The 14,123-nt window shown below is 63.2% G+C and carries 14 protein-coding genes and 1 pseudogene; 8 read left to right on the top strand and 7 right to left on the bottom strand.

The features are described 5' to 3' along the window. Together AB0323_RS22030 and AB0323_RS22025 are read left to right on the top strand one after the other, a co-directional pair. A pseudogene (locus AB0323_RS22030) lies at positions 1 to 176 on the top strand (lipoyl synthase); the annotation flags it as partial. Positions 177 to 265: 89 nt separating this feature from the next. Continuing rightward, a complete protein-coding gene (locus AB0323_RS22025) occupies positions 266 to 1,030 on the top strand; it encodes a DUF4191 domain-containing protein (protein WP_364538231.1) in 765 nt (254 codons plus the stop codon). 64 nt (positions 1,031 to 1,094) lie between these two features. Here the strand turns inward: AB0323_RS22025 and AB0323_RS22020 are convergent, their stop codons facing one another. After that, a complete protein-coding gene (locus AB0323_RS22020; protein ID WP_236816955.1) occupies positions 1,095 to 1,532 on the bottom strand; it encodes an RDD family protein in 438 nt (145 codons plus the stop codon). Positions 1,533 to 1,850: 318 nt separating this feature from the next. Here AB0323_RS22020 and glnA point away from each other — a divergent pair, with 318 nt between their 5' ends. Continuing rightward, a complete protein-coding gene (glnA, locus tag AB0323_RS22015; protein WP_364538227.1) occupies positions 1,851 to 3,275 on the top strand; it encodes a type I glutamate--ammonia ligase in 1,425 nt (474 codons plus the stop codon). 214 nt (positions 3,276 to 3,489) lie between these two features. Further along, positions 3,490 to 3,762 (top strand): hypothetical protein, encoded by a 273-nt coding sequence (locus AB0323_RS22010; protein ID WP_366179227.1) that lies wholly within the window; start codon positions 3,490 to 3,492, stop codon positions 3,760 to 3,762. 151 nt (positions 3,763 to 3,913) lie between these two features. Here the strand turns inward: AB0323_RS22010 and AB0323_RS22005 are convergent, their stop codons facing one another. Both AB0323_RS22005 and AB0323_RS22000 read right to left on the bottom strand, forming a co-directional pair. Next, positions 3,914 to 4,078: a DUF2207 domain-containing protein gene (locus tag AB0323_RS22005; RefSeq protein ID WP_148667595.1), complete on the bottom strand. Its 165-nt coding sequence runs from the start codon at positions 4,076 to 4,078 to the stop codon at positions 3,914 to 3,916. Between the two features lie 92 nt (positions 4,079 to 4,170). Then, positions 4,171 to 5,565 carry a GAF domain-containing serine/threonine-protein kinase gene (locus tag AB0323_RS22000; RefSeq protein ID WP_366179226.1) on the bottom strand — a complete coding sequence of 465 codons (1,395 nt, stop codon included), beginning with the start codon at positions 5,563 to 5,565 and terminating at the stop codon, positions 4,171 to 4,173. A gap of 181 nt (positions 5,566 to 5,746) precedes the next feature. Between AB0323_RS22000 and AB0323_RS21995 the strand changes: the two genes are divergently transcribed. Beyond that, complete coding sequence (locus AB0323_RS21995) at positions 5,747 to 6,007, top strand: hypothetical protein (protein ID WP_364538221.1); 261 nt, start codon at positions 5,747 to 5,749, stop codon at positions 6,005 to 6,007. Positions 6,008 to 6,014: 7 nt separating this feature from the next. Here AB0323_RS21995 and AB0323_RS21990 read toward each other — a convergent pair whose 3' ends face one another. The 3 genes from AB0323_RS21990 to AB0323_RS21980 form a co-directional block, all read right to left on the bottom strand. Next, on the bottom strand, positions 6,015 to 6,536 hold the full coding sequence (locus tag AB0323_RS21990) for a GNAT family N-acetyltransferase (protein WP_366179225.1): 522 nt from the start codon (positions 6,534 to 6,536) through the stop codon (positions 6,015 to 6,017). Positions 6,537 to 6,602: 66 nt separating this feature from the next. Beyond that, positions 6,603 to 9,614, bottom strand: coding sequence for a bifunctional [glutamine synthetase] adenylyltransferase/[glutamine synthetase]-adenylyl-L-tyrosine phosphorylase (locus tag AB0323_RS21985; protein WP_366179224.1), 3,012 nt, complete (start codon positions 9,612 to 9,614; stop codon positions 6,603 to 6,605). 9 nt (positions 9,615 to 9,623) lie between these two features. After that, a complete protein-coding gene (locus tag AB0323_RS21980; protein ID WP_284751784.1) occupies positions 9,624 to 10,964 on the bottom strand; it encodes a glutamine synthetase family protein in 1,341 nt (446 codons plus the stop codon). 190 nt (positions 10,965 to 11,154) lie between these two features. On the opposite strand from AB0323_RS21980, the gene panB reads away from it, so the two are divergent. After that, positions 11,155 to 12,066: a 3-methyl-2-oxobutanoate hydroxymethyltransferase gene (panB, locus tag AB0323_RS21975; RefSeq protein ID WP_364538215.1), complete on the top strand. Its 912-nt coding sequence runs from the start codon at positions 11,155 to 11,157 to the stop codon at positions 12,064 to 12,066. Between the two features lie 12 nt (positions 12,067 to 12,078). On the opposite strand, the gene AB0323_RS21970 is transcribed toward panB, so the two are convergent. Beyond that, complete coding sequence (locus AB0323_RS21970; RefSeq protein ID WP_234753867.1) at positions 12,079 to 12,243, bottom strand: SPOR domain-containing protein; 165 nt, start codon at positions 12,241 to 12,243, stop codon at positions 12,079 to 12,081. A 115-nt stretch (positions 12,244 to 12,358) separates the two neighbouring features. Here AB0323_RS21970 and map point away from each other — a divergent pair, with 115 nt between their 5' ends. Both map and ppgK read left to right on the top strand, forming a co-directional pair. Further along, a complete protein-coding gene (gene map / locus AB0323_RS21965; RefSeq protein ID WP_364538213.1) occupies positions 12,359 to 13,237 on the top strand; it encodes a type I methionyl aminopeptidase in 879 nt (292 codons plus the stop codon). A 72-nt stretch (positions 13,238 to 13,309) separates the two neighbouring features. Then, a complete protein-coding gene (gene ppgK, locus AB0323_RS21960) occupies positions 13,310 to 14,113 on the top strand; it encodes a polyphosphate--glucose phosphotransferase (protein ID WP_364538321.1) in 804 nt (267 codons plus the stop codon). The last annotated feature ends 10 nt before the right edge of the window (positions 14,114 to 14,123 follow it).

Raw genomic sequence — 14,123 nt, 5'->3', positions numbered from 1 at the left:
GCGTCATGTCCGGCCCCCTGGTCCGCTCCTCCTACCGCGCCGGACGCCTCTGGGCCACCGCGATGCGCAAGAAAGGCCGCGAAATCCCCGCGCACCTGGCCCACATCGCCGAAGGCATCCAGGACTCCGGCACCACCCGCCAGGAAGCCCGCACCCTCCTCGCACACCACGCATAGCACGTCGGCTAAAGCACGGTCAAAGGACCGGACCCCGGACAAGTCCGGCGTCCGGTCCTTTGGCATAAATCACGTAGAATTAAGGCACTATGGCGAAATCCCCTGATTCCAGCAACTCGACAACATCGGCTGCCGACGCTCCTAAGCGCGGCTTGTTTTCCCGCAAGCCCAAGGAAGCCAAGGCCAAGAAGCCGAGCCAGCTGAAGCAGATCGGCGAGGTCTTCAAGATGACCCGCCGCAATGACCCCATCGTCGTGTGGCTCATGCTGTTGGCGTTCTTTGGCGTCGTTGCTGTCAGCCTCGTCGTTGGGCTCCTCCTGAACAACTGGGTCACAGGCCTGATCATCGGCATCCCCTTGGGCCTGCTGGCAGCTGTCTTCATCCTCTCGCGCCGCGCGGAACGGGCTGCCTTCGCGCAGATCGAGAACCAGCCCGGAGCTTCCGGTGCGGCTTTGGGAACCCTGCGCCGCGGCTGGATCACTGAGGACCAGCCGGTCGCCGTCAACCCGCGTACCCAGGACGCTGTCTTCCGCGCCATCGGCCGTCCCGGCGTCGTGCTGGTCAGCGAAGGACCGTCGCACCGCGTCAAGCCGCTGGTCGACGCGGAGCGCAAGAAGCTCGCCCGCATCCTGCCGAACGTCACCATTCACGTGATCGAAAGCGGTCGCGGCGAAGGCCAAGTGCCCATCAGCCAAATCGCAAAGACCATGAACAAATACAAGAACGAGCTCACCAAGGTTGAGGTAGGAGCGGTCAGCAAGCGGATCTCTTCGCTAGGCAACCGCCTGCCGATCCCCAAGGGCATCGACCCCTACAAGGCACGCCCTGACCGCAAGGCAGCACGCGGACGCTAACCAACACGACAGCCGCCCGTTCCTGGACTTCCAGGAACGGGCGGCTTTTTTGTCCGCGTAAAAGTTACATCCGGATGAGGATGGTGTTCATGGCCCTGTCGTGGAGGCCACGCTGGTCGGGATCGAAAACAACCGCAGGAATCACCAGGCACAGGAGGATCGTCCTGACCAAGGCAGCCAAGGGTCCAGCCTGTGCTCCTCCGAGCCGCACCACGTGGATGCCGGCGACCCGGTGTCCGATGCTGTAGCCCAGCGTGCCGATGAGAAGGATCTGTTCCACCGCGAAGACGGCGAGCGTCGCCCACTGGTTGCCGCCGAAGGCAAAGTTGCTGATCACCAAGGCAATGACCCAGTCGATGCAGATTGCCAGGATGCGGCGGCCGGCCCGGGCCATGGAGCCGGGGCCGGACTCGGGCAGGCCGAGCCGCGCTCCCGGGTACTTGGAAATTCCGGACGTGTCCGGCCCTGTGAGCCATGAACCAATATCTTTGCGATCAACCACGCTTCAAGCTTACGGCTTCACCATCGGATGGTTGGCGGCGATGGTCGCAGGCAGTGGAACGTTCACAGTGTTCACAAGGAAACAGACACATAGGCGTAAGACATAGACTGGCACTGCAGTAGACCAGTAGCGTTTACACGGCAGGCAGTTCTGTAACCTGCCCGAAACAATACTGACACTCCGGGGAAATCCCATTTCCCTATGGTTGGAGAAGTTGCTAGCCGCCGCATCAGGGATACTTTTTTGTTTCCCTGCTTTCGGTTTGCGCTGGACCAGACGGCCCGAGGGCCTGTTACCTGTTATGCGTTAGGAGCATAGATGTTCAAGACTGCGGACGAAGTCCTCAAGTTCATCAAAGACGAAGACGTTAAATTCGTCGATATCCGCTTCACCGATCTTCCGGGCGTCCAGCAGCACTTCAATGTGCCGGCGAAGAGCGTTGACGCTGACTTTTTTGTCAACGGCCAGCTCTTTGACGGATCTTCCATCCGCGGTTTCCAGGGCATCGCCGAGTCCGACATGCAGCTTATTCCGGACGTCACCACGGCCTTCATCGACGCCTTCCGCGTCGAGAAGACCCTCGCGCTGAACTTCTCCATCGTGAACCCCCGCACGGGTGACCCCTACCACCGCGACCCGCGCGGCGTTGCCGAAAAGGCCGAAGCTTACCTGGCCTCCACTGGCATTGCTGACACGGCATTCTTTGCTCCCGAAGCCGAATTCTACGTCTTCGACAACGTCCAGTTCGAATCCTCCCCGCAGGGTTCCTTCTACAAGGTCGACTCGATTGAAGCCCCTTGGAACACGAGCAGCGAAGAAGAAGGCGGAAACCTCGGTTACAAGACCCCCTTCAAGGGCGGCTACTTCCCGGTATCCCCGGTTGACCACCAGGCCGACCTCCGCGACGCCATGTGCCTCGCCCTGGACGAAGCAGGCCTCGAAGTCGAGCGCTCGCACCACGAAGTCGGCGCCGCAGGCCAGGCTGAGATCAACTACAAGTTCACCACGCTGGTGCACGCTGCCGACGACCTGCAGAAGTTCAAGTACGTCATCAAAAACACCGCGTGGGAGTACGGCAAGTCCGTTACCTTCATGCCGAAGCCGATTTTCGGTGACAATGGCTCCGGTATGCACTGCCACCAGTCCCTCTGGAGCAACGGTGACCCGCTGTTCTACGACGAGAAGGGCTACGCCGGCCTGTCCGACACCGCGCGCTGGTACATCGGCGGCCTGCTGAAGCACTCCTCTGCCGTGCTCGCCTTCACCAACCCGACGGTCAACTCCTACCGCCGACTGGTCAAGGGCTTCGAAGCTCCGGTCAACATGGTCTACTCGCAGGGCAACCGCTCCGCCGGCATCCGCATCCCGATCACGGGCTCCAACCCGAAGGCCAAGCGCATCGAGTTCCGCGCTCCGGACGCCGCCTCCAACCCGTACCTGGCGTTCTCCGCCCAGCTCATGGCCGGTATCGACGGCATCCGCAACCGCATCGAGCCCCCGGCTCCGATCGACAAGGACCTGTACGAACTGCCTGCCGAGGAAGCCAAGGACATCCCCAAGGCTCCGGGCTCGCTTGAGGAAGCACTCGAGGCCCTGCGCGAGGACAACGAGTTCCTGCAGGCCGGCGGCGTCTTCACCCAGGACCTGATCGACACCTGGATCGAGTACAAGTACGAGAACGAGATCCGTCCGCTGTCGCTGCGCCCGAACCCGTACGAGTTCGAGCTCTACTACGGCGTCTAGCTGGATTGCAGGGCTAAACCGCCCTGGGCGCAAAGCGCCCCCTGCCCTTTCACCGGGCAGGGGGCGCTTGCGCTTTTAACCGCACCTCGCAATTGTGCGCGCCGCTGGGGGCCGTTGAAAGTTCGAGGCTCCCAGCCTCCGCAAAGGAGAATCCGACGCAGTTTTGACGCAACTGGGTCAGGTTTAAGAAATGAGGCTTTGGAAAAGACCCGTAGTGCACGCAATGGCGGCCCTCGCAGTGGTGCTCCTGGGCGCGGCCGGCGCATCGGGAGTTGACCGGATGGCAGCAGCCAACATACCTGCCCCTGCTTCGATCGGTTCGTCGGTTCCCGCGGCAGACGGACAGCCACCCTTGCGCCGCCTTGTCCTCCGCGGCCTCGCCGAGGGCTCGCTTCCCGGAGGCTTACCGTACGACGAACTTCGGGAAGAAGCGTACAACGAGAAACATCAAGAAAAAGACCACGTTGAGCCGGCCATCCTGGCCTAGCACTGATGCGCGCGGACCTCAACGCCGTCTGTTTACCGAATCGGAAATGTCCGCAGTAAAGTCCCGCACAAAAAAGAACGGCTGTGTCCGTTAAGACACAGCCGTCCTTTTGCAAAGGCCCCGGATCGCCGGGGCCGGACCCCCAATTTTCCTACACCCGCCGGCGCCCGCTAATCAACCTGAAGAGGAAGACGATAATCGCCAAGACGATCAGTATCGGGGCGATCCACAGAAGGAATCCAAGGGCCTTGACAGTTCCGCCAATGATAAAGAAAAGGATCGCGATGACCGCGACGATTCCGAGGATGACATTCATGATGTACCTTCCGTTTCAGTCGTAAACATTCTGATGATTGCCTTTATCGTTGTGCAAACCTGAGTAACCATACTGTAAGTAGGCTTACTAATCTAATCGACGTCGACCGGCACGCGCCCGGCTTGTGCCGAAAGCCGGATTTCGAGCCGAAGTTCCAGGTCGTTCATGACTACCGCGGCCAGGTCCTGCAGTGTGTCGATCTCCGCTGCGGACATCTTTCGCGGAGCGAAGTCGAGGATGCACAGGGTCCCTAGGTTGTAGCCCTCGCGGGTAGTCAGCGGGGCTCCCGCGTAGAAGCCGAGTCCGAACTCCCCCGCCACCAGCGGGTTCGAGAGCGCGCGGGGATCCTCAGGGGCGTTCTCGACAACCCACGTCCCTCCCTGAAGGATGGCCGAGGCGCAGAGACCGGGGTCCCTGTCGATCTGTTCCACCGCAGTTCCGTGGTGGGACTTGAACCATATCCGGTCATGGTCCACGACGCTGACGATTGCTATGGGAACATCGAATAGCCGGGCCGCCAGTGCGGTGATCCTGTCGAAGGCGCCGTCCGGCGGCGTATCGAGGATTTGGTATTGGTGCACCGCCGCCATTCTCTCGGCTTCGTCCGCCGGAATGATGGAACTGTCTACTTTGTGCTTGCCCCGGTCGGAGTGGGCCTGCTCGTACAGGGCCTCGGATATGTCCCGCGCTGTCGGTCGGGCTTGGGGATCGGCCGCCGTCATCGCGCCCAAGAGAGTCCGCCAGAACTCGTCAAGGTCGGCGGGGATCGGCGGGTCCTGGATCAGCCGGGCAAGCGCGCTTTGCAGGGGATCTCCGGGGAAAGCGATCCGCCCTGTAAGGCACTCCAGCAGCACCAGGCCGAGGGAGTACACGTCACTGGCCGGGCTCAAAGGCTCGGAACGCGCCTGCTCTGGGCTCAGGTATGCCGCTGTCCCGAAGACGCCGCCATCAGGCCCCTGCGGGGCTTCCGAGATCAGGGCGATGCCAAAGTCCGTCAGCTTCGCGCGCATCCTCGCCGAGCCCTGCTTGTAGTCGAAGAGCATGATGTTGCTTGGCTTCACATCCCTGTGAATGACGCCACTGCGATGGATGTATTCCAAAGCGTCCGCGAGATCATGGCCAAGGAGGGCCGCGTCTCGCGAAACAACGGGACCATCGGCCAGCCGCTGTTTCAAGTCCGGCCCCTCAACCAGCTCCATCACCAGGTAAACCTTGGGTCCTCCGGGCCCCTCCCGGTCGACACCGGCGTCAAGGAGGGTCACCAGGCCGGGATGACTCATGCGGGCGAGGATGGCCACCTCATCGTCCAGAGCGACGGGTCCGTCTGCGCTTGCGGGCCTGTTGATGATCTTGACCGCGACGTCGCGTCCGAGATACTCGTCCGAGGCCCGGTAGACGGTGGCCATGGAGCCGGAGGCGATGCGCTCGTGCACACGGTACCTGCCGCCAAGGAGAGTATCTGCAGGGCCTTCGTCCGGTCTATTCATTCAGTAAGCTTACTTTCTCGCTGGGCGAGAGCGATGCAGCACGATGAGCTTGTCGGGCAACCACCTCGAAAGCCTGTCGCCGCAGTGGACGCCGTGGTACGTTCAGCGTGATCAGGATGCTTGGAAGCGAGTCCTCATCCCGTCCGGCTCCTGGCGCAACTTCTGAAAGCGGAGGCATACGATGACAACCTTGATGATCTTCCATGAGGTCGACGACGTTGAGCACTGGCTCAGCTCACCAAAACGGGAAGAAATCTTCGGACCCATGGGCATTACGGTCCGAACGTTCGCAGACCCGGCAAAAACCAACCGTGTCGGCCTGATCGTCGAAGTCCCGGACATGGAAACATTCCAGCGGATCATGGAGTCCGAAGTTGCGGCCGACGCCATGAAATACGACGGCGTGCGCCCGGAAACAATCCTGACGCTCGTCGAGTCCTAGATACGGCCTAGCGGCCGAACCTCCGGTACATCGTCCATTGCGGACCGGAGGAACCACCCAGGTACCTGCCCGTCTGGAGAAAACCCGCCTTTGCGTACGCCGCCTGGGCGGCGGGATTGCGTTCGTTAACTGAGAGTACGACGCCGTCCTGGCCGCCACCCAGCTTCCCTGTCAGTTTCTGCGCTTCCCGGGCCGCAGCTGCAGCCGACAAGGAGCCCAGGCCCCTCCCCTGGCTCGTCTGGTCGATCAGGAACCCGCGCAGGAGCCACGCGGAATCGTCGTCGGGCCATCCCGCCAAGGTCGCGGCCCCGGCCTGCAAGGTGAAGACTCCGACGGCGGCACCGGCCGCTTCGATCACATACGGCAGGCGGCTTTCGTCTTCGAGACCCATGAGCATCATCGTGAACGGATCCCCGACGAAATCCTCCTGCCCCGCGGCCAATTCCATCGCCGCGACGTCGCCGAGCTTGATGGCGCGGGCATCGTCGTCGAGATCCTTCAAGGGAATGAGCCACACGGTTTCCAGCATCCTTCGAGCTTAGCCGCCTCCGCGCTCCGCAGGACGGCGGGACCGCGGGCCGGCAGGAGCGGGAGCTCACTGGCCGTAGAAGTCCTTCTCGAACACAGCCCGGGTCCGCCGGCTCAGGCGCAGATAATCTTCCTCGAACACCGCCGCTTGCCCGGGAGCGTAACCACACCATCTGGCAACTGCCTCGAGATCCCGGCGGGAGGCCGGGAGGAGATCGGAGGCACGTCCGGTGCAGATCACATTCGCCGATCGGATACGGCTCGCGAGCCGCCAGGCTTCGCGTAGCAACACAACGTCACTCCTGTCGATCAGGCCCAACGACTCAATGGCGTCGAGGGCCCGCAGCGTGGACGTCGTCCGGAGTTGCGGATGCTTCCCCGCGTGTTGGAGCTGCAGCAACTGCACAAGCCATTCGACGTCGCTGAGTCCGCCCCTGCCGAGCTTTACATGCCTGGCCGGATCCGCGCCTCTCGGGAGCCGTTCCGATTCGACCCGTGCCTTGACGCGTCGGATTTCGCGCACATCGGTCTCCGCGAGCGATTCCGGGTAGCGGATCGGGTTGATGAGCCTGAGGAACTCCGCGGCCAATTCGTCGTTCCCGGCCATTGGCTGTGCCCGCAACAGCGCCTGGGCTTCCCAGATGAGGGACCACCGCCGGTAATACTCCGCGTATGACTCGAGGGAACGGACCATGGCCCCGTTCTTCCCCTCCGGGCGGAGGTCGGCGTCGACGCTGAGGACCCGCTCCGCCAGGATGGCCGGCTTGAGGGGTTGGGTCAGCAAAGTGGAAATGTGCCCCACGATGGCAAGCGCTTGCTGCTGGGCTTCGGATTCACTCGCGCCGGGAAGAGCGCGATGGACGTACATGACGTCGGCGTCCGAACCGTAGCCGATCTCGCGTCCGCCTTGCCTGCCCATGGCAACCACCAGCACTTGCGTCTTGAGGAGACCCTCGGAAGCCACGATGGTCTCGGCGACGTGCAAGGCGCCCAGAACCGCTGCCCGGTCGGCATCGGCCAGTGCCGCGCCCACCGCGTCTTGTTCCAGGAGGCCGGAACTGTCCGCAATGGCGATCCGGAGGATTTCCCGGCGCCTGATGAGCCGGATGAGCCGCATCGCGTTCGCGGGATCGGCGTGGCGCGACATCTTGGACTGGATTTCCTGCCACTGCGCTTCGAAGCCAAGGGGCGTAAGTTCCTTGTCGGAACCAAGCCACGCAACGGACTCCGGGGAAACCTCCAGGAGATCGGCGATCAAACGTGAATTGGAGAGCACGTGGCAGAGCCGCTCAGCCGCCGCTTGGGAGTCCCGAAGCATCCCGAGATACCAATGGGTGGTCCCGAGGGCTTCGCTGACGCGGCGGAAGGCGAGCAGTCCGGCGTCGGGATCCACGCCTTCGGCGAGCCAGCCGAGAAGGATGGGGAGCAGTTGCCGCTGCAAGGCGGCGCGGCGGCTGACCCCTGCCGTCAGGGCCTCGATGTGGCGCATGGCGCCTTGCGGGTCACGGTAGCCGAGTGCAGCGAGCCGGCCTTGGGCGGCTTCCGGGGTGAGCCGGGCGTCTTCGGTGCTCAGCTTCGCGGCCGTGTTGAGCAGCGGCCGGTAGAAGATCCGGTCGTGTAGTTCGCGAACGGACCGTTTGGTTTTCTGCCAGGTTTCGATCAGGGCGTCCGGATGCGGCCTGCCCGTCGAAAAGGGCCCCAGGACGGCCTTTGCGAGGAAACGCAAGGACTCCTGGCTCGTAGGCATCAGGTGGGTACGGCGCATCTGGAACAACTGGATGCGGTGCTCAAGAACCCGCAGATAGCGGTAGGCGGCGTCGAAGGCCGCGGCGTCCACCCGGCCGATGTAGCCACCGGCGGACAGCGCGGCTATTGCCGACGTCGTATCCCGGCAACGGAGCGTTTCATCGGACTTTCCGTGGACGAGTTGCAGGAGCTGCACAGTGAACTCGACATCGCGCAGGCCGCCGGGACCGAGTTTGATCTGGCGCTGTTCTTCTGCCGGGGCGATGTTGTTCGTCACCCTGCGGCGCATCGCCTGCACCGATTCCACGAATCCTTCCCGGCCGGCCGAAGCCCACACGAGAGGTTGGACGGCCTGCTCGTAACGGGAGCCCAGATCCTTGTCCCCCGCGATCGTCCGGGCCTTGAGGAGCGCCTGGAACTCCCAGCTTTCAGCCCACTTCGCGTAGTAGCTCAAGTGCGAGGGCAACGTCCTGACCAGGGGACCCGATTTCCCCTCAGGCCGCAGATTCGCGTCGACCTCCCACAGCCCGGGTTCGGATCCCGTGGACGAAATGGCACGGGAGATCCCGGCGGCCAAGGCCGTACCGATGGTTGCGGCCTTGGCATCCTCCAGGTTCGGCGCCTCGATCACGTAGATGACGTCGACGTCGGAAATGTAGTTGAGCTCGCGGGCACCGCATTTGCCCATGCCGATGACAGCCAGCCCGACGCCGGCAATATCGGCGGGATCGAAAGTCGCCGCGGCTTCTGCCCTGGCAACCGCCAGGGCCGCTTCTATCGCCGCACCGGCGAGGTCGGCCAGTTCGGCGCCGACCGCCGGCATGAAGTCCTGGGGACTGGCGGCGCAGAGGTCCTTGATGGCCAGTTCGGTCAGCCCGCGCCGGTAAGCCGTCCGCAGGGCGGTGTAGGCGCTGGCTCCCGTCATCCCCGCAACGGGCCGGGGAGAGCTGGGGTCAGCCTTGACCGATCGGAGCAGCTTCGTCCGCAGCACACCGGCGTCGGCGGACAAGGGCTCCGGGCTGACGCGGACATCGAAGACGTCCAGATGTTCCGGGTGCCTGATCAGGAACTCCCCCAAGGCCTCGGATGCGCCCAGCAAACGGTAAAGCGGTTCGCTGCGATCAGGGTCCTCCCCCGCAAGCTCCCTGAGTGAGGGGTGCTTCTCAATCAAACGGACAAGCGACTGGAGCGCGGTGTCCGGGTTGGCGCTCAGGTGCAGGCCGGCAAAGATCGTCTCCTGGTCGATGCCGTCGAGTTCACGCGCGGCAAGGAACCGTTCACCCTTTTCAAGATCACTGAAACCGGCCGAGATGAGCCGGCGGGCCAGGCTCACACTCACAGCCTAGAGAATGCCGAGATTACGCTTGAGCTCGTAGGGCGTGACCTGGAGCCGGTAATCCTGCCATTCCGCACGCTTGTTGCGCAGGAAGTGGTCAAAGACCTGCTCGCCGAGGATGTCCGCGACGAGTTCGGAATCCTCCATGGCGCGGATGGCGTCGTGGAGGCTGGCCGGCAACGGCGTGTGACCCATCGCCTTGCGCTCGGCCGAGGTCAGCGACCAAACGTCGTCTTCCGCCGCGGCTGGAAGGTCGTAGCCTTCCTCGATGCCCTTGAGCCCGGCACCCAGCAACACGGCGTAGGCGAGGTACGGGTTGGTGGCGGAGTCGATCCCGCGGTACTCGATCCGTGCGGACTGGCCCTTGCCCGGCTTGTAGAGCGGCACACGAACCAGGGCGGAACGGTTGTTGTGGCCCCAACTCAGGTAGCTCGGCGCTTCGCCGCCGCCCCAGAGACGCTTGTACGAATTGACGAACTGGTTGGTGACGGCAGTGAATTCCGGCGCGTGCCGCAGGATACCGGCGATGAACTGGCGCGCGGTCTTGGACAACTGGAATTCGGCGCCGGCCTCGTAGAAGGCGTTGGTGTCGCCCTCGAACAGCGAGAAGTGCGTGTGCATGCCTGAACCCGGGTGGTCCGTGAACGGCTTGGGCATGAACGTGGCGTAGGTACCCTGCTGCAGGGCCACTTCCTTGATGACCGTGCGGAACGTCATGATGTTGTCCGCCGTCTGGAGGGCATCCGCGTAGCGGAGATCGATCTCGTTCTGGCCGGGTCCGCCCTCGTGGTGGCTGAACTCGACGGAGATGCCCACGGATTCGAGCATGGTGACGGCCGTGCGGCGGAAGTCCTGTGCCACACCGCCGGGCACGTGGTCGAAATAGCCGCCCTCGTCAACGGGTACAGGAACGCCGTTGGCGTCGAGGTCCTGGGACTTGAGGAGGTAGAACTCGATCTCAGGATGCGTGTAGCACGTGAAGCCCATGTCCGCCGCCTTGGCGAGGGTGCGCTTGAGCACGTTCCGGGGATCGGCAGCCGACGGCTCGCCGTCGGGGGTCAGGATGTCGCAGAACATCCTGGAGGTCTGCTCGGTTTCACCACGCCACGGAAGGATCTGGAACGTGGAGGGGTCCGGCTGGGCCAGCATGTCGGATTCGAAAACCCTGGCGAGGCCCTCGATCGCCGAGCCGTCGAAACCCAGGCCCTCCTCGAAGGCGCCTTCCACTTCTGCCGGTGCAAGTGCCACCGATTTCAGGGAACCGACGACGTCGGTAAACCACAAGCGTACGAAGCGCACATCACGCTCTTCGATAGTCCGCAGAACGAACTCTTGCTGGCGGTCCATGGGGCCTCATTTCCGGGTCAACGTCCATGCCGCGGGTTCGGGGTTCGAAGCCGACGACAACTCAGCATTCACTCTACTAAGCATTGGCCCGGAATGGCTGCACCCCCAGTTCGCGTAACACAGCGTTTACAAATGTGAGGCTCCTCATGCGCCGGTGGCTAGGACGGCCGGTACCGCATACGCTCTATTCATGGCCCCAAGCAACAGTTCCGATTCCAGCATGCCCGCCGAAGTTCCCGCGCCTTATGGAACCGGACCTGCCGCTGCAGGTTCCGGGGCTTCAGCGGAGGCTTCAACGCCGAAGCCCGCCGCCAGGATCCGCACCCATCACCTTCAACAGGCCAAGGCCAAGGGCGAGCGCTTTGCCATGTTGACTGCCTACGAGCAATACACGGCTGAAATCTTCGACCAGGCCGGCATCGAAGTCCTGCTGATAGGCGACTCGGCCTCCAACAACGTCTTCGGCAACGAAACCAGCCTCCCTGTGACCGTCGACGAACTCCTCCCCTTGTGCCGCGCGGTGGCCCGATCCGCCAAGCGTGCCTTGGTGGTGGCAGACCTTCCCTTTGGCAGCTACGAAGTGTCGCCGGAGCAGGCAGTGGCAACAGGTGTCCGCTTCCTGAAGGAAGGCCTGGCGCACGCCGTCAAGATCGAAGGCGGCGCGTTCTACGCGGGAACTGTCCGGGCCATGGTCCAGGCAGGCATACCCGTCATGGCCCACATCGGCTTCACGCCCCAGAGCGAACACTCCCTGGGCGGCTACCGCGTCCAGGGCCGGGGCGATGACGCCGCGCGCCTGGTCGAAGACGCCGTTGCCCTCGCAAATGCCGGAGCGTTCTGCGTGCTCATGGAGATGGTTCCCGCGGAAACCGCAGCCGCCGTCGACGCAGCCATCGACGTTCCGACAATCGGAATCGGTGCAGGCAACGCCACCACGGGACAGGTTCTGGTGTGGCAGGACATGGCCGGACTGCGCGGCGGCAAGATGGCCAAGTTCGTGAAGCAATATGCGGATCTGCGCACCACCTTGGGCGAAGCAGCGAAGGCGTACGCCGACGACGTCAGGTCCGGTCAGTTCCCCGGCCCGGAACACTCTTTCTAGGAGGACACAGCTTCAGTCCTCGTCGTCTTTGTCCCACGCTTCGTTGCGGGCCTTGACCTTTTCGAGGGCATGCTCGGCTTCCTCGCGGGTCTTGTAAGGACCGATCAGCTGGGACCAGTCGGACAACGCGTCCTCTTCGATTTGGTGTGTCTGAACGTTGTACCAGAACTCCGCCACGGTTTCTCCTTTGCGCATCCCGCCGTAACCCCGGCGGGGCCGGTTGCCCTTCGTCCGGGCCGATATTTAGCTACTTAGTTACTTGCGTCTCGTGCGTCCCTTATATGATCAATCTATGCCTTCTCCCGCTCTGACCGCACCCATCGGCACGCTCACCCGTGGAACCGTCAGCCCACAGCTGCCTGTACCGGCGTCCATCCCGCGCCCGGAGTATGTGGGCAAACCGGGACCCGCGAAGTTCACCGGTTCAGAGGTCAAATCGGCGGAAACCATCGAGAAGATCCGCATCGCCAGCAAAATTGCTGCCCAGGCGATCGTCGAAGTCGGCAAGCACGTCGAGCCTGGCGTCACGACGGACCAGTTGGACCGGATCGGCCACGAGTTCATTCTGGACCACCACGCCTACCCGTCAACGCTTGGCTACCGCGGCTTCCCCAAGTCCCTGTGTTCCTCGCTCAACGAGGTCATCTGCCACGGGATTCCCGACAGCACCGTCGTAGAAGACGGCGACATCCTGAACATCGACATCACGGCCTACATCAACGGCGTCCACGGTGACACCAACTACACCTTCCTGGTGGGGGACGTAGACGAAGAGTCCCGGCTCCTGGTTGAACGTACCCGCGAGTCCCTTAACCGGGCCATCAAGGCCGTAGCGCCGGGCCGCGAAATCAACGTGATCGGCCGGGCCATCGAGTCCTACGCGAAACGCTTCGGCTACGGCGTGGTCCGCGACTTCACCGGCCACGGCGTCGGCGAGGCCTTCCACACGGGCTTGATCATCCCCCACTACGACGCCGCGCCGGCCTACAACACCGTGATCGAAGCAGGCATGGTCTTTACGATTGAACCCATGCTCACCCTCGGAACGATCGAATGGGACATGTGGCCCGATGAATGGACGGTAGTCACCCGCGACCACAAGCGGACCGCACAATTCGAACACACCCTGTTGGTCACCGAGACCGGCGCCGAAATCCTGACTCTTCCGTAAGCTCTCCGGAAGGTCACCTGCAGCCGTTCGTGCTGCGACATGCCCACCCCTCCTGCCATGAACGGAAACGCATTGACCAAGAAGGATGAGAAGATCCACAAGAACGGCCCGCTGATCGGCATCGATGTCGGTGGCACCGGTATCAAGGGCGGCATCGTCGATCTCAAGAAGGGCAAGCTGCTCGGGGAGCGCCTCCGTATCCCCACGCCGCAGCCCGCCACCCCCGGAGCCGTCGCCGAAGTGATCGCACAGATCGTCGAAGAATTGTCGGCCCGCGAGGATGCTCCGGCCAAGGGTTCGCCCGTGGGAGTTACCTTCCCCGGAATCATCCAGCACGGCGTGGTCCGCTCTGCTGCCAATGTGGACAAGTCCTGGCTCGACACCGACATTGATACGCTGCTCACCAAGCGGCTGGACCGGCCCGTCGAGGTCATCAACGACGCCGACGCAGCCGGTCTCGCGGAAGCCCGCTACGGCGCAGGCGAAGGCGTCGACGGCACGGTCCTGGTCATCACGCTCGGCACAGGCATCGGCTCAGCCTTCATCTTCAACGGGCACCTCGTGCCCAACGCCGAGCTCGGCCACCTCGAAGTGGACGGCCACGACGCCGAAACGAAGGCATCCGCGGTCGCGCGTGAACGCGACGGCTTGAGCTGGGAAGAGTACAGCGTGCTGCTGCAGCGCTATCTCTCCCACGTCGAGTTCCTCTTCTCCCCCGAACTCTTCATCATCGGCGGCGGTATTTCAAAGCGTTCGGACGAGTACTTCCCGCATCTGAAGCTGCGGACCCGCATCGTCACCGCGGAGCTGAAGAACGACGCCGGAATCGTGGGGGCCGCGCTGGACGTCGCCCTCCACCACAAGCTCGCAAAGTAGCGCAGCAGCC

It is taken from the genome of Arthrobacter sp. NPDC080031 (assembly GCF_040702485.1).
Lineage (GTDB): Bacteria > Actinomycetota > Actinomycetes > Actinomycetales > Micrococcaceae > Arthrobacter.
This window is presented reverse-complemented; position numbering and strand designations above follow the sequence as displayed.